The sequence below is a fragment of the Mucilaginibacter mali genome (assembly GCF_013283875.1).
Taxonomy (GTDB): Bacteria; Bacteroidota; Bacteroidia; order Sphingobacteriales; family Sphingobacteriaceae; genus Mucilaginibacter; species Mucilaginibacter mali.
The window spans coordinates 5619047-5644275 of sequence record NZ_CP054139.1 but is presented as its reverse complement, the minus strand read 5'-3'; the positions used below and the strand labels follow the sequence as shown (position 1 = coordinate 5644275).

Sequence of the window (25229 nt, the reverse complement as noted above, 5' to 3'; positions counted from 1 at the left end):
ATCCGCATATTCCCCTGTCTAAATACCGTAAAAACACCCGTTTGCGGCAAGCCGCGCCCGGTAACTTTGTTATTATCATACCGTTATCATTTACGCCCATCTATGAAAACCGTTAACATTACCGGTACCCTGCAAAACCAGCAAGGGAGCGCCGTCATCATTACCGTATCCGGCCCGGACCACCACGCCATGACCTATACCTTTTACAGCGATTTTAACCTGCCGCTGGCCGTTATCCCCGGCGATTATTATATCTCCGTTTCGGCATTTACCAGCGGACCATTTACCATCGATATCAGCGGCGATTGCCAAAACCTGATGCCCGAAGTGCCCTTTGTGTTTAAGGGTATCCGGCAAACGTTTTATTTAAATGTAGCTAAATAATACCTGTAGACTCACCCCGACGGCCCTCTCTTCGCTGCGCGAAAAGAGGGCAGGAGTTGTGGTGGTTAACTTGGCGATGGGTGTCAAACCCATCGCTACCAGTTCATCCCTCTTTTCGCCGCAGGCGAAGAGAGGGTGGTCGAGCGAAGCAATGACCGGGTGAGTCAAATGGGCGCGGGGTCATAACAGATATAAGAAGCACAAATCCATTCAAAATCGCCCATATTCCCTATATTCACCGCCTTATTCTTCGTCGCCATGTCCACTATTTTCCCTGCAACGTATTCCACTTTATGCCCCGTAGCATTAGCTAAATACATTACAGATAAATACGGCTTTGCTAACACGGATTGCCGCCTGCTGGTGCGCGGCGTTGGCGATACTTATTTAGTAAACACGCTTAGCGATAAATACATTTTAAGGGTATACCGTTCATCGCACCGTAATCTGCCTCAAATACAAGCCGAGGTCGATCTGTTGTTAACCTTAAACAAAGCCGGCGTGCCGGTTTCCCATCCGCTTACCGATAAATCGGGTGATGCGATACAGGCTGTCGAAGCTATTGAGGGTATACGCCACGCGGTACTGTTCACTTACGCGCATGGTACGGTTGTGCGCCAAATGAGTACGACCCAGCTACAGGTTTTAGGCCGTGAAATGGCCCGTATGCACCAGGTTTCAGCAGGCGTAAACCCCGCTGGCACGCGCTGTGGTTTTGATTTTGACACAACCCTTTACCAGCCGCTGGAAATGGTGAAACCCAACTTTGCCGATCTTGCCGAAGACTATCAATGGCTGCAGGAAACTGCCGGCAGGGCTGTTAATGTTTTAACAAACTTATCGGCCGGTGGGTTTACCAGCGGATATTGCCATTTCGATTTCCTGCCGAAGAATTTCCATTTTGATAGCGATGCCATTACCTTTTTCGATTTTGATTTTATGGGTTATGGTTGGCTGGTTAACGATATCGCTACCTTTCATCAGCACCTGTGCCTGGATATATACACCGGCCGTGCAACGCAGGAAGCAGCCAGTGAAGCTTATGATATATTTTTAGAGGGCTATCAGCAGGTGCGCCCTTTAAGCGAACAGGAAAAGGCGGCGGTGCCCTACCTTGGCCTTGGCTTTTGGTTGTTTTATATGGGCTTCCACACCACGCACGATCAGTTTTTTGCCTTTACGCAAGCTTCGCACCTAAAAGGAATTATTAACTACCTGCGCAGCTTTGTGGCCACAACCTGGAATATTTCATAAACATCCCGCCCCTGTTTTTAATATGCCGGGCAGATGTTTATCTTAGTGAAAAATCATTCCCGGGCATGAAAAAGCTTTTCCTCCTTTCGTTTTCCTTAATATCACTATCGGCCTTAGCGCAAACCGATGCATCAAAAACGCTGGTAGCTAAAAAGGCCGATGCCATTGAAGCCAAAGTAATAGCCTGGCGCCGCGATTTCCACGAACACCCCGAACTGGGCAACCACGAAGTGCGCAGCGCCGAAATTATTGCCAAACACTTGCAATCGTTAGGTATCGAGGTAAAAACCGGTGTGGCCACAACCGGCGTGGTAGGTATACTAAAAGGTGGAAAACCCGGCCCTGTGGTAGCCCTGCGTGCCGATATGGATGCCCTGCCGGTTACCGAGCGTGTTAAACTGCCATTCGCATCGAAGGTAAAAACGATGTATAACGGTGCCGAGACCGGGGTAATGCATGCCTGCGGGCACGATTCGCATATGGCGATTTTGATGGGTGCCGCCGAAGTTTTGGCCGTGATGAAGAATGACCTGCATGGTACTGTTAAATTCATTTTCCAGCCATCGGAAGAAGGGGTTTTACCGGCTGAACTGAAGGACGGTAAAAAATCGGGCGCCGAACAAATGGTGGCCGAGGGTGTACTGGAAAACCCGAAGGTGGATGCTGTTTTCGGCCTGCTTATCCAATCGTACCAGCCTGCGGGCACCATCACCTATCGTCCCGGCGGCGATATGGCAGCGGTGAACGATATGCAGATCATCGTTAAAGGCCGTTCGGCGCACGGGGCCTACCCATGGTCAAGCGTGGACCCGGTGGTGACGGCCGCGCAGATCGTAAACAACCTGCAAACCGTGGTGAGCCGCAACCTGCATATTACAGATAACCCGGCCGTGGTAACCATTGGTGCTATTAATGGTGGTAACCGCAGCAATATTATCCCTGAAGCGGTTACCATGCTGGGCACCATCCGCACTTTTAGTCCCGGCGATGAGAAGATGATCATCGAACGCATAAAAACCATCGCCACCAAAACCGCTGAAGCTAACGGCGCTACCGTTGAGATAAAGATCCCGTACAGCAGCCATTACCCGGTAACTTATAATAATCCTGAGTTAGTAGCCAAAATGCTGCCCACGCTGGAAGCCACTGCCGGAAAAAGCAATGTACTATTACGCAACGCCGAAACCGGCGCCGAGGATTTTAGCTTTTACGAGGAAAAGGTGCCCGGTATCTTCCTGCACTTAGGCGGCCTGCCCAAAGGCAGCGATCCAACCAAAGCCCCGGCCCACCATACGCCCGACTTTTTTATTGACGAAAGCGGGTTTACGCTGGGGGTAAAAGCCTTGTGCAATTTGGCAATAGATTATATGAATATGCCGAAGGGGAAATAATATGCGGACACCTATTTATGCGACTGTTTAAATACCTGCTTATTTGTTTCGCCACGCTGCTTGCCTGTTGCAATCGCGATCAAAAGCCTGCCGGGAACAAACGTGGCTTTTTCATCTCGAACATGAAACTGAATGGCCTGATCACTTATACCGACACTTACAGCCATGTATTAAACTGTTTTGGCCGGCCCGATAGCATAACCAGCATTAACGTTGATAAAACCGATAGCACAAACAACACCTGGCGCGTATATTTTAAAAACAGCAGCTTTATTAAATATGGCGATTCTGTCAACCTGGAAAGGATAGACCTGGCTACCCTGCCAGGCATTTTTGTTACCTGTGGTAAATTCAGGTTAAACCGTACCAGCACTATCGATTCGCTTAAATTTTTTCATCCTGCAGAGATGAATAGCGAGTTAACAGCAGACGAACAAACCCGCTATACCTTATGGGGAATAGCTGATAAAACCGATCTTGACTATAGTTTTTGGATGCTGTATTTTGACAAAAGCACCCGGCGCTTATTATTTATGAAACATATTTCATTTAGTTAAACCAGATCATGCCCGAATTACTCACCTACCGCAAATTTAACGATCTGGCTTTGGCCAATAACCTGGCCGAAATATTGGCAGCACACCATATCGAGTATGTGCTGGAAGAAAGCCCCGACCTGTTTAATCCTTCGTTCGCAACGCGTACCGAAATGTCGCGCGAGTATTGGGTAAAAATAAGCAGCGACGATTTTGACCGGGCTAACCAGGTAATTGAAGCATACGAAGGCCGCTATGCCGACGAGGCGGACCTGGACCATTATTTATTTGGATTTGATGACGATGAATTGATGGAGATCATCAATAAACCCGATGAGTGGAGTGCCTTTGACTATGCCCTGGCTAAAAAGATACTAAAGGAAAGGGGTGTGGTTATTGATGCTGCCCGCGAAAAAGAGATCGGTGAAAAACGCATGCAGGAACTGAAGAAACCCGAGCATTCGGAGCATTTTTGGGTAATGGTGGGTTACTTTTTTGCCTTGTTTGGCGGCGTGCTGGGCTTTTTTATAGGCTGGCACTTGTGGAAAAGCAAAAAGACCCTCCCCAACGGCGAGCAGGTATTTGTTTACTCGCCCGGCGACAGGAATAGCGGCAAGTGGATATTTTATCTTTCGGTGGTGGGGCTGATAGCGGCCACCTATAAACTATACATCCTGGCGCCACCTTATTAACAAAGCACAGTACCTGCGCGTGCCTGTTAACATTTGCCCGCTAAAAACCTTAGCTTTGTAACCATGCAGCAGGCCCCACAAAAAGAGCGGATAATTTTAGGGATAGACCCCGGTACAGCCGTAATGGGTTATGGCCTGGTGAAAGAGAGCGGCAACAAGCTGGAATTGATTAGTTTGGGCGTAGTAAAAATGGCCAGCCTTGACGACCATATGCTGAAGCTGCAGCGCATCTTCGAGAAAACCGTAGCCCTGATAGATAATTACAAACCCGATTGCCTGGCCATTGAAGCGCCGTTCTACGGGAAAAACATACAGGTTATGCTAAAGCTTGGCCGGGCACAGGGCACTGCCATCGCGGCAGCGCTATCCCGTAACCTGCCCATATGCGAATACGCCCCCCGCAAGATCAAACAATCCATCACCGGCAACGGTAATGCCACTAAAGAGCAGGTAGCCGCCATGCTGCAAACCCTGCTAAAATTTAAAGAAACCCCTGAGTTTTTAGATGCTACCGATGGACTGGCCGTAGCCGTTTGCCACAGTTTTCAGCGCATTACTACCGGCAGGGGGAATAAGATCAGCTACTCGGGCTGGGAATCATTTGTGAAGGAGAATACGCAGCGGGTGGCTTCGCCGCTGAAGGTGAAGAAGTAAATCCAGAACGTCATGCCAAACTTGTTTCGGCATCTCATCATATAAGTCGACTTTGCGTGTGGGTTCCCGAAACAAGTTCGGCATGACAGGCGACTTTAATTGAACCTGTAGATGTTTATAGTGCTGCCTCTTAATTTTTTGATCTTCTTTTCTGTACTATGGTGGATATATTTGCTCAGCATTAAACCCACAAATCCGCCTTTAGCATTACGGCCAAGTTCAATACTTTCAATATCAATTATCGTTTTATAATCATCGTTTTCAAACCAAAACAAATTGCTGGCCGATAATTTGCCTGATGTAATCTGCCCGCTCATTACTGGCCCTCTTCCTGTAATCCGAAATAACTCCTCAAAATAAAAAGTGCCCGCTAAATTTCCGGGTGAGCTGGTCAGTTTCTCTACAAGCAATTCGTTGTACCAATGGTACAAACCTTCTTTTTCAAACAGGCCGCCAATAATAAAATGATGCAGGAAGTCTGCTAATGATTTGGTAAGCGTAATTTCTTTGTTGTTTGTGTGATCGCTATTAGTAATCTGATAATTATTATGGTCAGCGGGGTCAATTATCAAAGACCAAACATCACTGTATATCAAATATTCAGCAATGTTAATGTAAGCGTCATTATACTGTGTTTTATTATCAATGATATCCTCAAGCGATATAATATTGAAAATGTGGTCATCAAGTAATTCAAAGCCATTCGTAAATTCATAAAACTTGCGTACATCATCAGGAAGTTTAAGCTTATAAATTTCTTCTACTTGCATAATCAATTCAGCGCTGGCACCGGGTTTAAGCTCAATACTTATTTCGGTATGATTTTCTCTCAGATAGTTGATGATCTCATCGATGTTAATCATATTCTTTTGTTGATGATGCAAAATAGATAATATTAATCTCAACATCTAAACCATGGAGATTTTAAATCGTGATACCCCCCCCTGCCATCACACATCCGACCGCGCCCCTCCCCAGGGAGGGAGTTTGAAAGCCTCTGTGCTCTCTGTGTTCCTCCCTTTGTGCCCTTTGTGGTTAAATCACCACCAATCCTCGCCTGCAGCCCCACGTTTTCCACACCCAAAAGCCTTATTAACATTTTCATTTAAAAATCACTTTCCAGATATATTTATTTTTCCTACATTTGCGGGCTAAATATTGCTCATTGAAATCACTGAGAACATACGCCATCCCCTTTACCGGTTTAAAACTGGGTAAGCACGAGTTTGACTATGTGATCACCGACGCGTTCTTCGACGATTTTGAATACTCGCTGGTAAAAAAGGCCAACCTGCAATGCAAGGTGGATCTGGAAAAGCAGGAAACTATGCTGATCCTGAACTTCAGCATTAAGGGAGATATTCAGTTAACCTGCGATAAATGCCTGGCCGGTTATCCGCAGCAGGTGGATATACACGAGCAGCAGATCGCTAAATTTAGCGACGAGCCGGTGGATGAAGATGAGGAAGTAATTGCCCTTGGTAAAAACGATCACGAGATCAACGTTGCCGGGCTGATGTACGAATACATAAATGTCGCGGTGCCTTTTATAGCTACCTGCGGCAAACCGGGGGCAACCCCATATTGTGATAAGGATATGCTGAATAGGTTAACAGAACTATCGGCAAGTGACGAACAAACAGAGCAGCTGAATGACCCGAGATGGGATGCGCTCAAAAACATTAAATAACATAATAATAAGAAATTATGCCACATCCAAAACGGAAATTTTCCAAATCAAGAACCGCGAAGCGCCGTACACACTACAAAGCTGAGGCTCCTACTTTAACTACTTGCCAAACTACAGGCGCGATCCACTTACCGCACCGCGCTTACACTGTTGATGGTAACGTATACTACAACGGTAAAGTACTTATTGAGAAAGCAGCCGTAGCCTAAGTTTAATTTTCTGTAAATGAAGATTGGCTTAGATATTATGGGCGGCGATTACGCTCCCAAAGCAACTGTTTTAGGGGCGATAGCAGCTTGTAAATCATTAGCTGAAGGGCAAAAGCTTGTACTGATTGGAGATCAGGCAGTTGCCCTTGAAATTTTACAGGAAAATAATTTTAGCGCCGATAACTTCGAGTTTGTAAACACAACCGAAGTGATTGGCATGGGCGAGCATCCCACCAAGGCCATTGTTCAAAAGCCCGATTCGAGCATCAGTGTAGGTTTTAACCTTTTAAAGGAGGGTAAGATCGACGCGTTCTCATCGGCCGGAAACACAGGCGCTATGCTGGTGGGCTCCATGTTCAGCGTAAAAACCATACCGGGCGTACAACGCCCCGCCATGACAACCATTGTACCCAAACTGAAAGGCGGTTTGGGTATTTTGTTGGATGTAGGCGCCAATGCCGATTGCAAGCCCGAAGTGCTGGTGCAGTTTGGCGTTTTGGGTAGCTTGTTTGCCCAATCGGTATATGGTATCGAAAATCCCCGCGTATCGCTAATGAACATTGGCGAGGAAGAAGAAAAAGGCAATCTCCTTTGCCAGGCTACCTACCCTTTAATGAAAGAAACCACCTTGTTTAACTTTGTTGGCAATGTGGAAGGCCGCGACCTGTTTAACGACAGTGCCGACGTTTACGTTTGCGATGGCTTTACAGGTAACGTGATCCTTAAAATGGCCGAATCTTTTTATGTCATCACTATTAAAAAGGGCCTTAAAGACGAATTTTTCGACCGCTTTAATTACGAGCAGTATGGCGGCAGCCCCATTTTGGGCGTGAACGCCCCTGTTGTGGTAGGCCACGGCATATCAAGTCCGGAAGCTATCAAAAACATGGTGCTGCTATCAAAAAACATGGTCGAAACAGGTTTGGTTGATAAAGTAAAACAAGCTTTTCAGTAAAACAGATTTATAAATGAGTAAAATTCATGCCGCTATAACCGCGGTGCACGGCTACGCCCCTGAGTATGTGCTTACCAACCAGGAACTGGAAACCATGGTCGATACCAACGATGAATGGATCACCAGCCGTACCGGCATAAAAGAACGTCGTATACAAAAAGGCGAGGGCCTTGCTACTTCAGATATGGCCGTTCCGGCTGTTGAAGGTCTATTAAAAAAACGCGGCATCAGCGCCGAAGAGATCGACCTGATCATATTTTGCACTACCACCCCCGATATGCCATTCCCGGCTACCGCAAACATTTTAGCCGATAAAATTGGCGCGAAGAATGCCTGGGGGTACGATCTGCAGGCGGCCTGCTCGGGCTTTATATTTGGCCTGGCTACCGGCGCGCAGTTTATAGAGAGTGGTAAGCATACTAAAGTATTGGTTGTTGGCGGTGATAAAATGTCGTCGATCATCAATTACGAAGACCGTGCTACCTGTATTATTTTTGGTGATGGCTGCGGCGCTGCCCTGCTTGAGCCCAATACCGAAGGTTTAGGCATTGTCGATTCGATTTTACGCAGCGACGGCTCAGGCCGTCAGTTCCTGCACCAAAAGGCAGGCGGTTCGTTAAAACCCGCATCGCACGAAACTGTCGACGCTAAAGAACACTTTGCTTACCAGGAAGGCCAGGCGGTGTTTAAGTTTGCCGTTACCAATATGGCCGATGTAGCTGCCGAGGTAATGGAAAAGAACAACCTTACTGCCGATGATATTGCCTGGCTGATACCCCACCAGGCCAACAAGCGCATTATCGATGCTACCGCTAACCGCACCGGTGTAACATCAGACAAGGTGATCGTAAACATCGAACGTTATGGCAATACCACCAACGGCACCATACCGCTGTGCCTGTGGGAGTGGGAAGACAAGTTTAAAAAAGGCGACAACATTATACTGGCTGCCTTTGGCGGCGGCTTTACCTGGGGTTCTATCTACCTTAAGTGGGCGTATTAATTTAATGTGCAAATGTGCGGATATGCAAATGTGCATATGATGCCTTTCACATTCCCCGAACATAATTAACCATAGGTTGTTATACTACAGCCAGCTTCATTTGCACATACGCACATTTGCATATTGAAGAAAACTATTGACAAAGCATATTTGCGCATAGCATATCTGCACATTAAAATAACATTTGCATATTTGCACATACGCATATTTGCATATTAAAAAAGAAACATCTGCATATTTGCACATACGCACATTTGCATATTTTGATAAACCTAAAAACTGTTATTCCTAAAACCATTACTTACAAACTATGGATATTAAGCAAATACAGGACCTTATACGCTTTGTTTCAAAATCGGGCGTAAATGAAGTTGCTATTGAGCAGGAGAATTTTAAGATCACTATTAAAACCAACCAGGCGCCAACCTTTGTTACGGCAACTGTGCCACAAGCACAACCAGTAGCAGCCGGCTTACCGGCAGCTGCCCCTGCAACAGAGGAAGCACCGGCAGCAGCGGCTCCGGCAACAGCGCCAGCGGCGGCTGATACCTCAAAATATATCACTATCAAATCGCCAATGATCGGTACCTTCTACCGTTCGGCCAGCCCGGAGAAACCATTCTTTGTGAATGTGGGCGACGAGATAGGCACTGGCAGCGTACTGTGCATTATCGAGGCGATGAAGCTGTTTAACGAAATTGAAGCCGAAGTATCGGGCCGTATTGTTAAAGTGCTGGTAGATAACGCTTCGCCGGTTGAATACGACCAGCCTTTGTTTTTAGTAGAACCTGTTTAGTCAGTTGATTAAGTGAGCGGTTGATTAAGTGAGTAGTTATCTACCTGCATTTTTTTAACCCATTCAACATAGTCAACTTAATCAACCCAATCAACTAAAAAAAATGTTTAAAAAAATATTAATAGCTAATCGTGGTGAGATAGCCTTGCGTATCATCCGTACCTGCAAGGAGATGGGTATAAAAACGGTAGCTGTATATTCAACCGCCGACCGCGACAGCCTGCACGTGCGTTTTGCCGATGAGGCCGTATGTATCGGTCCGCCGGCCAGCCGCGATTCGTACCTGAATATCCCCAACATCATCTCGGCCGCCGAGCTGACCAATGCCGACGCCATCCACCCGGGCTACGGCTTTTTATCTGAAAATGCCAAATTCTCGGCTATCTGCGCCGAATACAATATCAAGTTCATCGGTGCCACTGCCGACCAGATCAACGCCATGGGCGACAAAGCTTCGGCTAAGGCAACCATGAAAAAAGCCGGTGTACCTTGTATCCCGGGTTCGGAAGGTCTGTTGGAGAGCGTTAAGCAAGGTTTAGAGATCTCTAAAAAGATCGGCTACCCTGTTATCCTTAAAGCTACTGCCGGTGGTGGTGGCCGCGGTATGCGCATTGTGTGGAAGGATGAAGAGTTTGAGCCCGCCTGGGATTCGGCCCGTGCCGAAGCAGGCGCCGCCTTCGCTAACGATGGCATGTACCTGGAAAAATACGTGGTAGACCCACGCCATATTGAAATACAGGTAGTGGGCGACCAGTACGGCAAAGTTTGCCACCTAAGCGAGCGCGACTGCTCTATCCAGCGCCGTCACCAGAAACTGGTGGAAGAGGCCCCATCCCCCTTCATGACTGAAAAACTGCGTAAAAAAATGGGCGAGGCGGCTATTAAAGGCGCCAAAGCCGTTAAATACGAAGGTGCCGGTACCATCGAGTTTTTGGTGGATAAAGACCGTAATTTCTACTTTATGGAGATGAATACCCGCATACAGGTAGAGCATCCCGTAACCGAAGAGGTAATCAATTTTGACTTAATTAAGGAACAAATAAAGGTTGCTGCCGGTATCCCTATCTCGGGCAAAAACTACGAGCCACAAATGCACGCCATCGAATGCCGTATCAATGCCGAGGATCCGTTCAACAACTTCCGTCCGTCGCCAGGTAAAATTACCAATTTCCACTCGCCGGGTGGCCATGGTGTGCGTGTGGATACGCATGTGTACAGCGGTTATGTGATCCCGCCAAATTACGATTCGATGATAGCCAAGGTGATCTGCGTAGCGCAAACCCGCGAAGAAGCGTTGAGCACCATGTCGCGCGCGCTGAGCGAATTTGTGATCGAGGGTGTAAAAACCACCATTCCGTTCCACCTGAAGCTGTTGCAGGATCCTAATTTCCGTGCTGGTAACTTTACCACCAAGTTTATGGAGACTTTTGAGTACGCCGACTAATTAAGCCTTTAATAATTTAAAAATACCCCTAAACAAAGGTTTAACATGAGCGATACCGGAAATAAACTTGTAAATGCCATAAAGGATAAAGGAAAAAACCTGGAAGCCGAAATGTCGTTCTTCGACCATTTGGAGGCTTTAAGGTGGCATTTGATCCGTGCTTCTGTAGCTATATTGGTATTCACCATCCTGGCGTTCAGTTATTTTGATACGCTATGGCAGGGTATTATAATGGCCCCCAGCAAAAACGATTTTTGGACGGCCCGTAAAATGTGCGAACTGGGCCATTGGCTGCACCGCGATATGTGTTTCAACACCATCAAGGTACAATTAATGAATAACGAGATGGCCGGGCAGTTCATCCTACAGATCAATACTTCGTTGCTGGCAGGTATCACCTTGGGTATCCCGTACCTGTTGTGGGAGATATGGCGCTTTGTAAAGCCGGCACTGCATGAGAAGGAGCGTAAGGCTGCTAGCGGTTTCGTATTCTATGCCACGTTCCTGTTCTTTTTGGGGGTTATGTTCGGGTATTATGTAATCACACCTATATCTGTACACTTTTTAATGGGCTATACAGTTAGTCCGGATATCCTTAATTTGCCCGATATCGATTCGTACCTGTCATCGGTTGCCACCTTAACACTGGCCACCGGCCTTGTTTTTGAATTGCCTATCCTGATATACATTTTAGCTAACCTGGGCATCATGACGCCTAAGTTTATGCGGGCCAGCCGGCGCTATGCCATTGTGGTTATCCTGATCATAGCCGCGGTAGTTACCCCAACGCCCGATATGCTGACCATGACAGTGGTAAGTATCCCACTGTTTATCCTTTACGAAGTAAGTATTTTTGTAGCGGTAGCTGTGGAGAAACGTAAGATCAAAAAGAGTGAAGAGCTGATGAGAAGCTAATCTCAGCTTACATCATATTTAACAAAGAGGCTGTCTCAAAAGCGAGGCAGCCTCTTTGTTTTTGAGCGTAATTTTCAGTAACTTAAAGGCATGGGAGGAAAAGTAGTCTTTAAGGAATATGATCCTGACCAGTTAACCTTTTTACCGTATAAACTGGAGGAACTGGTACCGCAGGGTCATCCGGTACGTATTGTATCGAAGGTGGTCGATCAGGTAGATGTTAAACCGATTAACCGCAAGTATAAAGGCGGCGGGGCATCCAGCTTTCATCCGCGGCTGATGCTCAAGCTGCTGATCTACGGTTATCTGACCAACACGTATTCTTCACGGAAGTTGGAAGACCAGGCCGCGCAGAATGTACATTTCATGTGGCTTTTAGGCATGAAAAAGCCTGATCACAATACCATCAACCGTTTCCGGAGCGAGAAGCTGTCGGGTGTTTTAAAGGAGATCTTCTCACAGATCGTATTGTTATTACAGCAGGAAGGTATCGTCTCGCTGAAAGAAGCTGTTTTTACCGATGGTACCAAGATCGAATCGGTAGCGAACAAGTACACTTTTGTATGGGGCAAAAGCATTAAGAACAGCAAGGAGAAGATGAAAGCCCAATTGGATGAACTGTGGAGTTATGCGCAAACCATCGCTGCCGAAGAACTTAAAGACACCGCACCGCTGGAATACAGCGAGATCAACCCGGAAAAAGTAAAAGAAACGATCTCAAAGATCAACGCCGCCCTGGACGATAAGGAAGATGTCGATAAGAAAGTAAGGCAGAAGCTGAACTATGCCAAAAAGCACTGGCCGGAGAACCTGGCCCGGTATGACGAGCAGGAAAAGCTGTTAGGCGGTCGCAACAGCTTTTCGAAGACCGACCCGGGTGCCACCTTCATGCGGATGAAAGAAGACCCTATGCTGAACGGGCAGCTTAAACCCGGATACAATCTGCAGATCTCCACCCAGGAGCAGTTCATCTTGAACTATAGCCTGCACCAAACCACAACCGATTACCAGACCCTTCCATCACACATCGAACAATACGAAACTTTATATCATGCACTTCCAAAAGCGGTAGTGGCCGATGCGGGCTACGGTTCGGACGAGAACTATGGCGTATTACAGCAAAAAGGCATTGAAGCTTATATCAAATACAACACGTTCGACCAGGAACAAAATAAAGGCATCAAAGCATTCGGTAATGACAGTTTGCACTATAATGAACAGGAAGATTACCTGGTATGTCCGATGGGACAACACATGCAGCATATCGGCACCGGGCAGCGGGTCTCCACATCCGGCTATGTGCAACTGATCAGCCGCTATCAGGCGCAGAATTGTGAAAACTGCCCCATGCGGGGCGTTTGTCACCAAGCAGCCGGTAACCGCGTGGTGGAGATCAACCACAGCCTTAGAATACACAAGCAGATAGCGAAAGAAAGATTGAATACCGAACAGGGCATCAAATACCGAAAGCGACGGCCCGCAGATGTCGAACCGGTGTTCGCCAACCTGAAGCATAATCACGGCTTCAGGCGATTCCTGCTGAAGGGAATGTCCAAAACCGAGGTCGAAATAGGGTTATTATCCATCGCACATAACCTCAGAAAGTGGAAAGCCTGATAAAAAAGGCTTTTTATCCGATAAAAACACCTGAACCAACTCAAAAAAATCGAAAGCAGGCTGATACAGTCCCGCTTTCCTAATAACTCATCTAAATCGGCATCAACGAAAAAACCGCCTCATAATTGACTTATGAGACGGCCTCGTTGTTGTTTTTACACGCCCAATTATTGTGGGATCGCTTCGCTCAATATTTCATTCCCGGCCTTATCGTAGTACACGCAGGTCATGGCGGCCATATCTACTACCCACTTTTCAATCCCTGCTTCAGCGCATTGTCGGCAAAAAGTGTAATAATCTGATCCGCCCCGCTGATGGTTTTTCAGTTGATCAACAAATACCGATTTATTGCTTGCATCGGCTATGATCAACGGCTCGTACCGGGCAGCGGACGCGGTTTCATAGCCGTTTGCACCTTTATAAAGGGTATGGCTATCGGTTACAAAAGTCTGGTACCCGGTAACGCCCAGCTTTATTAGCTCCTGTATATAAGCCGGGAAATCGGCGCCGCTTTTCACTTTGCTGTGGGCGGCCTTAATTTGTTCTACGGTAAACGGGGTTTCGTTATTGGTTTTCATGGTTGTTATTACTTGTTTTTGTTGAAGCAAAACTGCCCAATTGACGCAGTCCATCATTGTAAAAAATCGTTTATTTTTCTTTCCCGAAAAACGCTTCAGGTGTTTCACCTGTAAAGCTTTTAAACTCTTTGATAAAGTGCGATTGATCGTAAAAACCAGCGCTATAACTTATTTCGGTATACGACAGGTCGCTGCCCGCGTCGGCGATCAGGGTTTTAAGCCGCACTATCGATGCGAATTTTTTAGGCGATGCGCCAACCACTTTTCTAAAGCGTTTTTCAAACGGGCTTTGGCTAATGTGGAGCCGTTCGGACAGGTAGGCCATGCGGATGTTCCCCCTGCTTTGCCAAATGAGGCCGATGGCAGCGGCTACCAGCGTGTCGGGCTTTAGCTGCCGCATTTTAGACAGCAGGAATTGCTCAACCACTTTTATCTTATCGCCATCGGTCCTGGCCGTGCAAAGGCGTTCTTCCAGTATCAGTAGTTCCGACCGGAGCATGAAATTATCGAGCGAAATACTCTCTTTAAACAATTCGTGCAAGGGATCTTTAAAAAATGGCGCCGCCCCGCCATCCCTGAAAAACACCAGCACCGAACCAATATTGGCCGAACTTTTAAACACCCGGTAAGTATCGTTCAATCCGGTAATGCCCGCTGTATCCAAAGGTATCGTTGTTTCATCTTCCAGGTAAGCCAAACTGCCCCGGTACTGAAACCCGATGACCAAACCGGTGCCTGGCAATATCTTATAAACCGCACCGTCCGCCTGCCCGGAAATAGCAAAGGACGCAACGTATGGCTGCAGCGCAGGGCATGGGATATAGCTTATAAACGTCATTAAAAGCGGTTGCAAAGGGATATCTGCAAAAATAGCGTTAAAAAATGCCTCGAGGGTGATACATTTTTCGCTCTTGTGTGAAATGAATAAAATTATTTCCCAAATTTGTATTACCTTGACCGTTGATACATATACCTACATTCCCGATAATATGAAAAAAATACTCATTGTTGATGATGAAGTTAACGTTGGGCTATTATTATCCAAATTTTTAACGCGCAACAATTTTGACGTTACCACCGCCAATAACGGCGCCAACGCCATGGAGCATCTGAAAAACGCCGAGTACGACCTGGTGCTTTGCGATTTCAGGCTGGAGGATACGGATGGCCGCCAGATGCTGATCAATATCAAAACCAGCTACCCTAAAACAGGGGTGATCATCATCACCGGGTATTCTGATATTAAGATGGCGGTAGAACTGATCAAGATGGGGGCTTATGATTATATCACCAAGCCGCTGTACCCCGATGAGATATTAAATACCATTACCAAAGCTATCGAAACCCGCCACGCCCTGCTGGAAGAGGAACCCGTGGCCGCGGCCACCACTACCAAACCCAGCAAAAGCGATAAGAAACAAGTACTATCGTCGGAGTTTGTACTGGGCAACGCAAAGGCATCGAAAGAACTACTACGCCAGATAGAACTGGTGGCGCCAACCAATTACAGTGTGATCATTATCGGCGAAAGCGGAACAGGCAAGGAATCGGTAGCGAAAAGTATCCACCTTAACAGCCCGCGCCACGCGCAGCCATTCATCGCTATGGATTGCGGCTCGCTGACCAAGGAACTGGCCCAAAGTGAGTTCTTCGGGCACGAAAAAGGCTCGTTCACCGGTGCGTTATATACCAAAATAGGCCACTTTGAAATGGCCAACGGCGGCACGCTGTTTTTAGATGAAGTGGGAAACCTGTCTTACGATATACAGGCCGCCCTGCTGCGCACCGTGCAGGAGCGCAAGGTAAAGCGCATTGGCAGCACTAAAGAGATAGACCTGGATGTGCGCATTATAGTGGCAACTAACGAAAACCTGCAGGACGCTATCCAAAAAGGCCGCTTCCGCGAAGACCTTTTCCACCGCTTTAACGAGTTTGGTATCTACATGCCTGCCCTGCGCGAACGTGGCAGCGATATTATGCTGCTGGCTGACCACTTTTTAAAGATGGCCAACCAGGAACTGGGCCGCAACGTAAGCAGTTTTGCCCCTGATGTGATAGAGTGTTTCATGAATTACCGCTGGCCGGGCAATATCCGCGAGTTAAAGAACGTGGTACGCCGTGCAGCCTTATTAACCGAGGGCGACGAGGTGCAGATGAAAGCCCTGCCGCTGGAAATATCCATCAACACCAAATATATGATGCCGGCTGCTGCCGAACCGGCCCCGGTAAGCCATGCCGAACCAACCCCTGCCACTGCCAAAGAGCCAAAGCACGACCTGAAAAACGCCGCGCTGGAAGCCGAATACGATACCATATTAAAAGTACTGCGCGAGGTGAATTTTAATAAAACCAAGGCCGCCGAGATTTTACAGATAGACCGCAAAACATTATACAATAAAATGAAGGCCATTAATTTGGGCAAGTAATTTTGTGATGGAGGGAGAAGAAAAGAAAACCATTGACGCCGAGGTACTTTACCAACTGCGGCACGATATCCGCAACCAGCTTTCGGGGATGATCCTGTGCCTGGAGCAACTCCGTTTTGAACTGACCGACCCACCTCCGGACTGGCAATACTACATGGATTCTATCAGCGATGGCTGTAAGAATATCAATAAGTTTTTGGATGAGGTAAAGTAAAGGGGTAGCGATAACTCACCCGGTCGTTGCTTCGCTCGACCACCCTCTCTCCGCTGCGCGGAAAGAGGGGACATGCAATCTTCACTACAACTTCGGCCCTCTTTCAGCGCAGCGGAGAGAGGGCCGACCAGCGAAGCGTCGTCGGGGTGAGTAATCGCGTCAATGCAATTTCGCCACTTCCAACCTACAACTTTTTCACCACTTCTTTGTTTACCTGTCAGAAACAAAATTATACTCAACCCATTCATGTCCATTTTTAACTATAAACAGCGTAATAACATTACCCTGATCGCCATCATCTTGCTGGGGTGTTTGCTGTTTTACGCTCTTAGCGATCTGTTTAGCTCTATACTGGGCGCTATAGTGCTGTATACCATCTTCAGGCCATTTTACCTGTATTTGGTAGAGGGGAAGAAATGGAATAAATCGCTTGTGGCGGTTATCATCATATTAATATCGGTCATTTTGGTGGTGATCCCTTTTCTTACCCTCAGCTTTATGATGATCGATAAGATCTCTACCCTCAACCGCAATACCTTCCCGATAGAGGAATGGCTGGGTAAGCTGGATAAATTTGCCGGATCGAACTTTAAGCAGCCGCATCTGGCCGACAGCATTATGCTAAGAGTCGGTTCGCTGGCTACCGATCTGTTCCCATCGATATTAAGCAGCGCGGTGAGTATATTGATCACGCTGCTGGTAATGTACTTTTTGCTGTACTTTATGTTTGTGCAGATGCGCGAGTTTGAGGCCGGGCTGCTACGCTACGCTCCTTTCCGCGAGCAGCATGCCATGAAGTTTGCTGTAGCCCTGCGCGATGCTACCTATTCCAACGTTTTGGGCCAGGGTATCATATCCATTGTGCAGGGCGTACTGCTGGCCAACGGCTTCCTGGTGTTCGGTATCCCCGATCCGGTTTTTTGGGGCGTAGTGGGCGCTTTTATCTCATTTTTACCGGTGGTAGGCGCGCCTACGCTGTGCATCCCCGCGGCTATTATCCTGATGATAAACGGGCATTCGCTAAAGGGGGTTTTACTGCTGGTTTACGGGCTGATATTTATCGGTAACGTAGATAATGTGCTGCGCATGATCATTAATAAGCGGGTAGCCAACACGCATCCTATAATTTCTATCATTGGGGTATTCATCGGTATCCCGCTTTTTGGTATATTGGGGCTGGTTTTTGGCCCGGTACTATTATCGTACTTTCTGCTGCTGGTAGAGATCTACGAAACCAACCGCATGGCGGCCGACAGGCTGGAACGGATAAAAACAGGCCCTGATATTTAACTAAAATATCACACCAATTTATAAATTGACCATACTTTGACGGTAGGCTTAACGTTAACAAAACAGGCAAAATGCCATATTTGATAAAAATTAAACCCAATTAAAAACAATTGTTCAACTTAAAAATTATAATACTATGAATGATAACACAAAGGTAGTTGTTGCATTGCTGGCCGGTTTGGCAGCAGGGGCAGCGTTAGGCATATTATTCGCGCCGGATAAAGGTACCGAGACCCGCGACAAGCTGAGCGAATCGTTAAAAAACCTGGGCGACTCGATCAAAGAAACGGCTGCTGCCGAAATTGACAACCTGGTTGGCTTTAAAGACAAGATCGTCGACAGCATTAAAAACAAGGTAAAAGGCGCCGAAGAAGAATACCAGGACGACCTGGAACACGCCTGAATATAAAAATACGCTGATCTGTCCCGGCTAATTGCCGGGACAGGTTAAATAATATCTACAAACACATCTGCATGGAAGACAAAGACCCTAAAGACGAGCCGATAATTGACCAGGTACGCGAATACCTGGAAACCTATATCAAGCTGGCGCGCCTGCGGGCCATCGAGCGTGGCACCTCTATTTTTGCCGGGATGGTTACCGATGTATTTATCATCCTTGGTTTATCTATGACGGTGTTGTTTGCCAGCATTACCCTGGCGCTTTTCCTTTCAAGCGTGCTGCACTCATCGTGGCAGGGCTTTGGCTGCGTAGCCTTCCTGTATATCGTCGTCATTATTTTTGTGATGGTGTTCCGCAAAAGCCTGGAGAAACCTATTGTTAATGCCCTGATCAGAAAACTTTTTAAATAAACGCCGCTATGGACCTGAGGATAAGAAATATTGATGACCTGCACAGCGAAATAGCCCGTTTAAAAGGTGTAGAGCAGGAGCAGCGCACCGCTATTGGTCTGCGTTTTACCGGTCCGGCCAATATATTCGCCACCTTTATGTCGCTGTTCCCCAAATCGGCAGCTACCGAGGGGCTTAAAAGCAGCGGCGTATTAGGCCAGGATTTTGTAGGGCTGTTATCGCGCGTATTATTGCCGGTGGCGTTAAACAAAACCATCTTCCGCAACTCCAACTTTTTAGTGAAAACATTGGTGGGCCTTGCCTCGCAAAAAGCATCGCACTTCATCAGCGAAGATTCGGTAATGAGTGTGTGGGACAAAGCCAAAAGCTTGTTCAGCAAATTTGGTAAAAAGGATAAGCCAAAGGCCAATCCTGAGAATTTGAAGGGGTTTGGGGTGCCGGCGGAGTAGTCTGAACCGGGATTAAACAGATTTTCAGGATCTCCACGATTTTAAAGATCCTGTTATCTGTTAAATCAGATAGATCAAGGTTCAGACAATCTCCCGCGTTAGGGATTGAAGCGGATACCCGCCCGTGGCTAAGGCCTGTGCAGTATGAGCGGAAAGCCCGGCCGCAGGCAACGCCATAAAATAACTATAATATACCACCATCACTCTCTGTGTCCTCTGTGCAAACCTTTGTGCCCTTTGTGGTTAAATTTACCTTTATCCCTCCCAAACAAAAATCAACACCCAGCATTACCACCGTGTTAACATAAACTTTACCTTTGCAGTTAAATACACTGCACGTGGGAAAAGACAAATTAAGACGATTTGCCGAGGTAAGCACCTTTAAAAATGTGGTACAAATGGATGCCGGGAAACCTTTCCAGGGGAACTGGGCCAACGGCTTTTTTGCTAATGACAACCCCGTAGTGCTTGAACTGGCCTGCGGCAAGGGCGAATACACCGTTAACCTGGCCCGCCTGTTTCCCGAAAAAAACTTTATCGGTATCGATTACAAGGGCAACCGCATCTGGCGCGGCGCCAAAACCGCGCTTGAGGATAATATCCACAACGTTGGCTTTTTGCGTATACAGATAGAGAACCTGCTGGATTATTTTGGCCCGGGCGAGATAGACGAGATCTGGATCACCTTCCCTGATCCGCAGCCGCAACTGAGCCGCGAGAAGAAGCGCCTCACCTCATCACGCTTTTTGGTAATGTACCATCCGCTGCTAAAACCCGGTGGCATTGTTCACCTTAAAACAGATAACGATGGCCTGCACGCCTACACTGCCGATAAGATAGCCGAACTAGGCCTTAAGCTGCATACCCGCACCGAAAACCTGTACCAATCGCCCCATGCCGATGAGGTGCTATCGATAAAAACTTACTACGAAAAGAAATACCTGAAGGATAATAAAAATATTAATTACCTTAAATTCTCATTCGAATAAATATGGAGCGTGCCGACTTCTTCGACCAGGTTTACCAGGTGGTGCGTTTAATACCAAAAGGCAGGGTAACATCGTATGGTGCCATTGCCAATTATCTGGGTGCCAAAGGCTCATCGCGCATGGTGGGTTACGCTATGAACGACGCCGGTAAAGTATCGCCACAGGTACCTGCCCACCGCGTGGTAAACCGCCAGGGCCTGCTTACCGGTAAATTCCATTTCGGCGGCGATACCATGCAGCAACTACTGGCCGAAGAGGGCGTATTGGTGGAAAACGACCAGGTAGTGAATTTCAAGAACCTTTACTGGGACCCTAATATCGAGCTGGCGCTGTAATTATTACACATCCTTCCCTTCGATCTCCAATCCGTCATGCAGAGCTTTGAAAGCTGATGCCCTGTAAAATAGCATAACGCATGCAAACTAACCAAGGTTAAGACTCACCCGGTCGTTGCTTCGCCCGACCACCCTCTCTGCGCTGCGCGCAAAGAGGGATAAAGTTATCCGGCATTGCTCCTACCGGCTGCTCCGCGCAGCGAAGGGAGGGCCGACCCGCGTAGCGTAGTCGGGGTAAATACTTCCGTCATGCTGGGCACGACATCTTCTTCCAATTGGCAACAAAATAGTTACTTTAGTCCCTCACAAATTTGAATACATTTGAGATGATGAAAACTGGCTTAAAGATAGCTATCGGCGCCGACCACGCCGGCTTTGAATATAAACAAGTATTGGCAGGCAGTGTACAGGCAAACGAGATCGCCGATTTCGGCACCTATTCAACAGATTCGGTTGATTATCCCGATTTTGCCCACCCGGTAGCCTCGGCAGTAGAAAGCGGCAAGGCCGACTTTGGTATACTGGTTTGCGGCAGCGCCAACGGTGTGGCCATTACAGCTAACAAGCACCAGGGCATCCGTGCCGCCATCTGCTGGAATACGGAACTGGCCGCATTGGCCCGTCAGCATAATAATGCCAATGTGGTTTGCATCCCGGCCAGGTTTATATCGCTTGATGAGGCTAAAAAAATTGTGGATACTTTTCTGTCTACCGATTTTGAAGGTGGCAGGCATGCTACCCGGGTGGGTAAGATGAGTTGCTGAGAAGTTGAGACTCACCCGCCCATTGCTTCGCTTGGGCACCCTCTCTCCGCTACGCGGAAAGAGGGGAAGGGGCTATTAAATATTGCTTCTGCCCTCTTTACGCCGAAGGCGAAGAGAGGGTCGACCAGCGTAGCGTAGTCGGGGTGAGTCTACGGAGCTTAAAATAGAAACTAAAAACAAAGAACAAACATAAACTTCCGCAAAGCAGCCCTGCTGCCCAAACGGGCTAAACTGATCAAACAAACATGAAAAAAACCGCAACATGGGTTGCAGCTATGGCCATTGCCGCCACAGCCTGCGCCCAGCAAAAACCCGATCAGAATGCGATAAAGTATTCGAAACTGATCACCGCTGAATTTGCCAAGCAACAACTGAGCGTTATTGCCGCCGACGACATGGAAGGCCGCGAAACAGGCCAGCCTGGTGCCGAAAAAGCCGCTAAATACATAGCCGGCGAGTACAAAAAATTAGGCTTATTGCCTGCCAACAAGGGTTCGTACTTTTTAGATGTGCCTTTAACCCAAACCAGCTTTAAAGTAAGCAACTTCACCGTTAACGGTAAGGCATTAACTATGGGTAAAGATTTTTACGCTACCGGTGGTGCCCCTACCACTACCGTTAAGGCCGACGATATTGTTTACGTAGGTTACGGTACCGATGCCGAATTAACTGCCGACCTTAAAGGTAAAGTAGTGTTAGTAATGAACGAAAACCCTCCGGGTGCAGCCCCTGCAACGCCTCCGGCTGGTGGCGCAGGCGGTCGCCGTGGTGGGATGATGAACCCACGCATGCGTGCCATTATGGAAAAAGGCCCATCGCTGATCCTGTCTGCCAGCCCAACTGTGGCCCAGATGGCTCCGCGCTTTGCTTTTCAGCACCCGGGCGTTGCCCTTAAACGGGAACCTGGCGCAGCAGCGCCAGCCGGTGGCGGCCGTGGCGGTAACGCTATGGGCGGTGTGGTAACCATTAACATCACTACCGATGTTGCCGACCAACTGTTGAAGGCAACCGGTAAAACTTATGCCGCTTTAAAAACCGCTATTGATGGCGGCGCTCCGCAATCGCAAACGGTTAAAGCCAGTGTTAATACCTCGTTCGGTACCGAAACAAAAGATGTAATGTCGGCTGATATTGTTGCGATGATCCCGGGTAACGATCCAAAATTAAAAGATGAAGTTTTGGTATTCTCGGCCCACTATGATCACATCGGCTTAAACCTTGCGCCAGATGCAAAGGATAAAGTAAACAACGGTGCCGACGACGACGGTTCCGGTACTACCGGTATCCTTACCATTGCCCGTGCTTTTGCCCAGGCCCAAAAAGATGGCCATGGTCCACGCCGTACCATCCTGTTCCTGGGTAACGTAGGCGAAGAAAAAGGCCTGTTAGGTTCTGAGTACTACACCGAGCACCCGGTATTCCCGTTAGCTAACACCATTACCGATTTGAACATCGATATGATCGGTCGTATTGGCGATGACTACAAAGGCAACCCCGATTCGGCTAATTATGTGTTCCCTATCGGTTCGGCCATGCTGAGCAGCACCCTGCACCAAATTACCGAGGATGCCAATAACCTGTATACCCACCTGAAACTGGATTACCGTTATGACGACCTGAACGACAAGAACCGTTTCTACTACCGTTCAGATCACTACAACTTCGCTAAACACGGCGTACCAATTGTATTCTGGTTTAACGGTACCCACGCCGATTACCATGGCGCGGGCGACGAGGTAAGCAAGATCAACTTCCCGCTGTTAGCTAAACGCGCGCAGCACGCCTATTTTATGGGTTGGGAGTTAGCTAACCGCGATGCGCGCCCGGTTGTTGACGCCAAGGATGCACCTAAAAACTAATCAGGTTTTTATTGATATAGAAAAGAGGCTGTCTCAAAAGCGAGGCAGCCTCTTTGTTTTTGAGCGTAATTTTCAGTAACTTAAAGGCATGGGAGGAAAAGTAGTCTTTAAGGAATATGATCCTGACCAGTTAACCTTTTTACCGTATAAACTGGAGGAACTGGTACCGCAGGGTCATCCGGTACGTATTGTATCGAAGGTGGTCGATCAGGTAGATGTTAAACCGATTAACCGCAAGTATAAAGGCGGCGGGGCATCCAGCTTTCATCCGCGGCTGATGCTCAAGCTGCTGATCTACGGTTATCTGACCAACACGTATTCTTCACGGAAGTTGGAAGACCAGGCCGCGCAGAATGTACATTTCATGTGGCTTTTAGGCATGAAAAAGCCTGATCACAATACCATCAACCGTTTCCGGAGCGAGAAGCTGTCGGGTGTTTTAAAGGAGATCTTCTCACAGATCGTATTGTTATTACAGCAGGAAGGTATCGTCTCGCTGAAAGAAGCTGTTTTTACCGATGGTACCAAGATCGAATCGGTAGCGAACAAGTACACTTTTGTATGGGGCAAAAGCATTAAGAACAGCAAGGAGAAGATGAAAGCCCAATTGGATGAACTGTGGAGTTATGCGCAAACCATCGCTGCCGAAGAACTTAAAGACACCGCACCGCTGGAATACAGCGAGATCAACCCGGAAAAAGTAAAAGAAACGATCTCAAAGATCAACGCCGCCCTGGACGATAAGGAAGATGTCGATAAGAAAGTAAGGCAGAAGCTGAACTATGCCAAAAAGCACTGGCCGGAGAACCTGGCCCGGTATGACGAGCAGGAAAAGCTGTTAGGCGGTCGCAACAGCTTTTCGAAGACCGACCCGGGTGCCACCTTCATGCGGATGAAAGAAGACCCTATGCTGAACGGGCAGCTTAAACCCGGATACAATCTGCAGATCTCCACCCAGGAGCAGTTCATCTTGAACTATAGCCTGCACCAAACCACAACCGATTACCAGACCCTTCCATCACACATCGAACAATACGAAACTTTATATCATGCACTTCCAAAAGCGGTAGTGGCCGATGCGGGCTACGGTTCGGACGAGAACTATGGCGTATTACAGCAAAAAGGCATTGAAGCTTATATCAAATACAACACGTTCGACCAGGAACAAAATAAAGGCATCAAAGCATTCGGTAATGACAGTTTGCACTATAATGAACAGGAAGATTACCTGGTATGTCCGATGGGACAACACATGCAGCATATCGGCACCGGGCAGCGGGTCTCCACATCCGGCTATGTGCAACTGATCAGCCGCTATCAGGCGCAGAATTGTGAAAACTGCCCCATGCGGGGCGTTTGTCACCAAGCAGCCGGTAACCGCGTGGTGGAGATCAACCACAGCCTTAGAATACACAAGCAGATAGCGAAAGAAAGATTGAATACCGAACAGGGCATCAAATACCGAAAGCGACGGCCCGCAGATGTCGAACCGGTGTTCGCCAACCTGAAGCATAATCACGGCTTCAGGCGATTCCTGCTGAAGGGAATGTCCAAAACCGAGGTCGAAATAGGGTTATTATCCATCGCACATAACCTCAGAAAGTGGAAAGCCTGATAAAAAAGGCTTTTTATCCGATAAAAACACCTGAACCAACTCAAAAAAATCGAAAGCAGGCTGATACAGTCCCGCTTTCCTAATAACTCATCTAAATCGGCATCAACGAAAAAACCGCCTCATAATTGACTTATGAGACGGCCTCTTTTTGTTTTACGACAATCATCGCCCGAGCCCTCGAAAAAGCACTGGGAATGTGCGATTCCCTCCCATTGGGAGAGTAATAGCCCATGATTAGACAGTTCCCTCCTTGGGGAGGGGTGTGCCGGGCTTGTGTAGTGGTAGGGAGGGGTTTAGTCGATATGCTATACCGTATAAACCCCTCCCTACACCCGCCCCATGGGAGGGAATCGCACA

At 47.6% G+C, this 25229-nt stretch carries 28 protein-coding genes; 25 read left to right on the top strand and 3 right to left on the bottom strand.

Annotated features, from left to right (window positions below):
* Positions 1 to 102: 102 nt before the first annotated feature.
* From HQ865_RS24005 to ruvC, 6 genes are all read left to right on the top strand, one after another.
* A complete protein-coding gene (locus HQ865_RS24005; protein ID WP_173417340.1) occupies positions 103 to 384 on the top strand; it encodes a hypothetical protein in 282 nt (93 codons plus the stop codon).
* Between the two features lie 258 nt (positions 385 to 642).
* The gene (locus HQ865_RS24000; RefSeq protein ID WP_173417339.1) at positions 643 to 1638 is read left to right on the top strand and encodes a phosphotransferase enzyme family protein; all 996 of its coding nucleotides are present in this window, start codon (positions 643 to 645) and stop codon (positions 1636 to 1638) included.
* A 65-nt stretch (positions 1639 to 1703) separates the two neighbouring features.
* Positions 1704 to 3029, top strand: coding sequence for an amidohydrolase (locus tag HQ865_RS23995; protein WP_173417338.1), 1326 nt, complete (start codon positions 1704 to 1706; stop codon positions 3027 to 3029).
* Positions 3030 to 3151: 122 nt separating this feature from the next.
* Positions 3152 to 3586 carry a hypothetical protein gene (locus HQ865_RS23990; protein ID WP_173417337.1) on the top strand — a complete coding sequence of 145 codons (435 nt, stop codon included), beginning with the start codon at positions 3152 to 3154 and terminating at the stop codon, positions 3584 to 3586.
* Positions 3587 to 3594: 8 nt separating this feature from the next.
* Entirely contained in the window at positions 3595 to 4257 is a 663-nt protein-coding gene (locus tag HQ865_RS23985) for a hypothetical protein (protein ID WP_173417336.1), read from the top strand.
* A 63-nt stretch (positions 4258 to 4320) separates the two neighbouring features.
* Complete coding sequence (ruvC, locus tag HQ865_RS23980; RefSeq protein WP_173417909.1) at positions 4321 to 4911, top strand: crossover junction endodeoxyribonuclease RuvC; 591 nt, start codon at positions 4321 to 4323, stop codon at positions 4909 to 4911.
* A gap of 95 nt (positions 4912 to 5006) precedes the next feature.
* Here ruvC and HQ865_RS23975 read toward each other — a convergent pair whose 3' ends face one another.
* On the bottom strand, positions 5007 to 5774 hold the full coding sequence (locus HQ865_RS23975) for an SMI1/KNR4 family protein (protein ID WP_173417335.1): 768 nt from the start codon (positions 5772 to 5774) through the stop codon (positions 5007 to 5009).
* A gap of 302 nt (positions 5775 to 6076) precedes the next feature.
* Here HQ865_RS23975 and HQ865_RS23970 point away from each other — a divergent pair, with 302 nt between their 5' ends.
* The 8 genes from HQ865_RS23970 (at position 6077) to HQ865_RS23935 (ending at position 13540) form a co-directional block, all read left to right on the top strand.
* Positions 6077 to 6601: a YceD family protein gene (locus HQ865_RS23970; protein WP_173417334.1), complete on the top strand. Its 525-nt coding sequence runs from the start codon at positions 6077 to 6079 to the stop codon at positions 6599 to 6601.
* A 17-nt stretch (positions 6602 to 6618) separates the two neighbouring features.
* Positions 6619 to 6810, top strand: a complete 192-nt coding sequence (gene rpmF / locus HQ865_RS23965) for a 50S ribosomal protein L32 (RefSeq protein WP_173417333.1) — start codon at positions 6619 to 6621, stop codon at positions 6808 to 6810.
* A 16-nt stretch (positions 6811 to 6826) separates the two neighbouring features.
* Entirely contained in the window at positions 6827 to 7765 is a 939-nt protein-coding gene (gene plsX, locus HQ865_RS23960; protein WP_173417332.1) for a phosphate acyltransferase PlsX, read from the top strand.
* 13 nt (positions 7766 to 7778) lie between these two features.
* Complete coding sequence (locus HQ865_RS23955) at positions 7779 to 8768, top strand: beta-ketoacyl-ACP synthase III (RefSeq protein WP_173417331.1); 990 nt, start codon at positions 7779 to 7781, stop codon at positions 8766 to 8768.
* A 310-nt stretch (positions 8769 to 9078) separates the two neighbouring features.
* Positions 9079 to 9564 (top strand): acetyl-CoA carboxylase biotin carboxyl carrier protein, encoded by a 486-nt coding sequence (gene accB, locus HQ865_RS23950; protein ID WP_173417330.1) that lies wholly within the window; start codon positions 9079 to 9081, stop codon positions 9562 to 9564.
* 103 nt (positions 9565 to 9667) lie between these two features.
* Positions 9668 to 11008: an acetyl-CoA carboxylase biotin carboxylase subunit gene (accC, locus tag HQ865_RS23945; RefSeq protein ID WP_173417329.1), complete on the top strand. Its 1341-nt coding sequence runs from the start codon at positions 9668 to 9670 to the stop codon at positions 11006 to 11008.
* 45 nt (positions 11009 to 11053) lie between these two features.
* A complete protein-coding gene (gene tatC, locus HQ865_RS23940) occupies positions 11054 to 11923 on the top strand; it encodes a twin-arginine translocase subunit TatC (protein WP_173417328.1) in 870 nt (289 codons plus the stop codon).
* Between the two features lie 90 nt (positions 11924 to 12013).
* A complete protein-coding gene (locus tag HQ865_RS23935) occupies positions 12014 to 13540 on the top strand; it encodes an IS1182 family transposase (protein ID WP_173413881.1) in 1527 nt (508 codons plus the stop codon).
* A gap of 167 nt (positions 13541 to 13707) precedes the next feature.
* Here the strand turns inward: HQ865_RS23935 and HQ865_RS23930 are convergent, their stop codons facing one another.
* Together HQ865_RS23930 and HQ865_RS23925 are read right to left on the bottom strand one after the other, a co-directional pair.
* Positions 13708 to 14118 (bottom strand): DUF1398 domain-containing protein, encoded by a 411-nt coding sequence (locus HQ865_RS23930; protein ID WP_173417327.1) that lies wholly within the window; start codon positions 14116 to 14118, stop codon positions 13708 to 13710.
* Between the two features lie 70 nt (positions 14119 to 14188).
* Entirely contained in the window at positions 14189 to 14956 is a 768-nt protein-coding gene (locus HQ865_RS23925; protein WP_173417326.1) for a helix-turn-helix domain-containing protein, read from the bottom strand.
* A 151-nt stretch (positions 14957 to 15107) separates the two neighbouring features.
* On the opposite strand from HQ865_RS23925, the gene HQ865_RS23920 reads away from it, so the two are divergent.
* The 11 genes from HQ865_RS23920 (at position 15108) to HQ865_RS23870 (ending at position 24872) form a co-directional block, all read left to right on the top strand.
* Positions 15108 to 16544, top strand: a complete 1437-nt coding sequence (locus HQ865_RS23920) for a sigma-54-dependent transcriptional regulator (protein WP_173417325.1) — start codon at positions 15108 to 15110, stop codon at positions 16542 to 16544.
* A gap of 4 nt (positions 16545 to 16548) precedes the next feature.
* Positions 16549 to 16758, top strand: coding sequence for a histidine kinase (locus HQ865_RS23915; protein WP_173417324.1), 210 nt, complete (start codon positions 16549 to 16551; stop codon positions 16756 to 16758).
* 246 nt (positions 16759 to 17004) lie between these two features.
* On the top strand, positions 17005 to 18048 hold the full coding sequence (locus HQ865_RS23910; protein WP_173417323.1) for an AI-2E family transporter: 1044 nt from the start codon (positions 17005 to 17007) through the stop codon (positions 18046 to 18048).
* A 136-nt stretch (positions 18049 to 18184) separates the two neighbouring features.
* The gene (locus tag HQ865_RS23905) at positions 18185 to 18451 is read left to right on the top strand and encodes a YtxH domain-containing protein (protein ID WP_173417322.1); all 267 of its coding nucleotides are present in this window, start codon (positions 18185 to 18187) and stop codon (positions 18449 to 18451) included.
* Between the two features lie 71 nt (positions 18452 to 18522).
* Positions 18523 to 18861 carry a hypothetical protein gene (locus HQ865_RS23900; protein WP_173417321.1) on the top strand — a complete coding sequence of 113 codons (339 nt, stop codon included), beginning with the start codon at positions 18523 to 18525 and terminating at the stop codon, positions 18859 to 18861.
* 8 nt (positions 18862 to 18869) lie between these two features.
* Complete coding sequence (locus tag HQ865_RS23895; protein ID WP_173417320.1) at positions 18870 to 19310, top strand: hypothetical protein; 441 nt, start codon at positions 18870 to 18872, stop codon at positions 19308 to 19310.
* 338 nt (positions 19311 to 19648) lie between these two features.
* Complete coding sequence (gene trmB, locus HQ865_RS23890) at positions 19649 to 20299, top strand: tRNA (guanosine(46)-N7)-methyltransferase TrmB (RefSeq protein WP_173417319.1); 651 nt, start codon at positions 19649 to 19651, stop codon at positions 20297 to 20299.
* Between the two features lie 2 nt (positions 20300 to 20301).
* Positions 20302 to 20634: an MGMT family protein gene (locus HQ865_RS23885; RefSeq protein WP_173417318.1), complete on the top strand. Its 333-nt coding sequence runs from the start codon at positions 20302 to 20304 to the stop codon at positions 20632 to 20634.
* Positions 20635 to 20963: 329 nt separating this feature from the next.
* The gene (gene rpiB / locus HQ865_RS23880; RefSeq protein ID WP_173417908.1) at positions 20964 to 21398 is read left to right on the top strand and encodes a ribose 5-phosphate isomerase B; all 435 of its coding nucleotides are present in this window, start codon (positions 20964 to 20966) and stop codon (positions 21396 to 21398) included.
* 245 nt (positions 21399 to 21643) lie between these two features.
* A complete protein-coding gene (locus tag HQ865_RS23875) occupies positions 21644 to 23257 on the top strand; it encodes a M28 family peptidase (protein WP_173417317.1) in 1614 nt (537 codons plus the stop codon).
* Between the two features lie 88 nt (positions 23258 to 23345).
* Positions 23346 to 24872 (top strand): IS1182 family transposase, encoded by a 1527-nt coding sequence (locus HQ865_RS23870; protein WP_173413881.1) that lies wholly within the window; start codon positions 23346 to 23348, stop codon positions 24870 to 24872.
* Positions 24873 to 25229 lie beyond the last annotated feature (357 nt).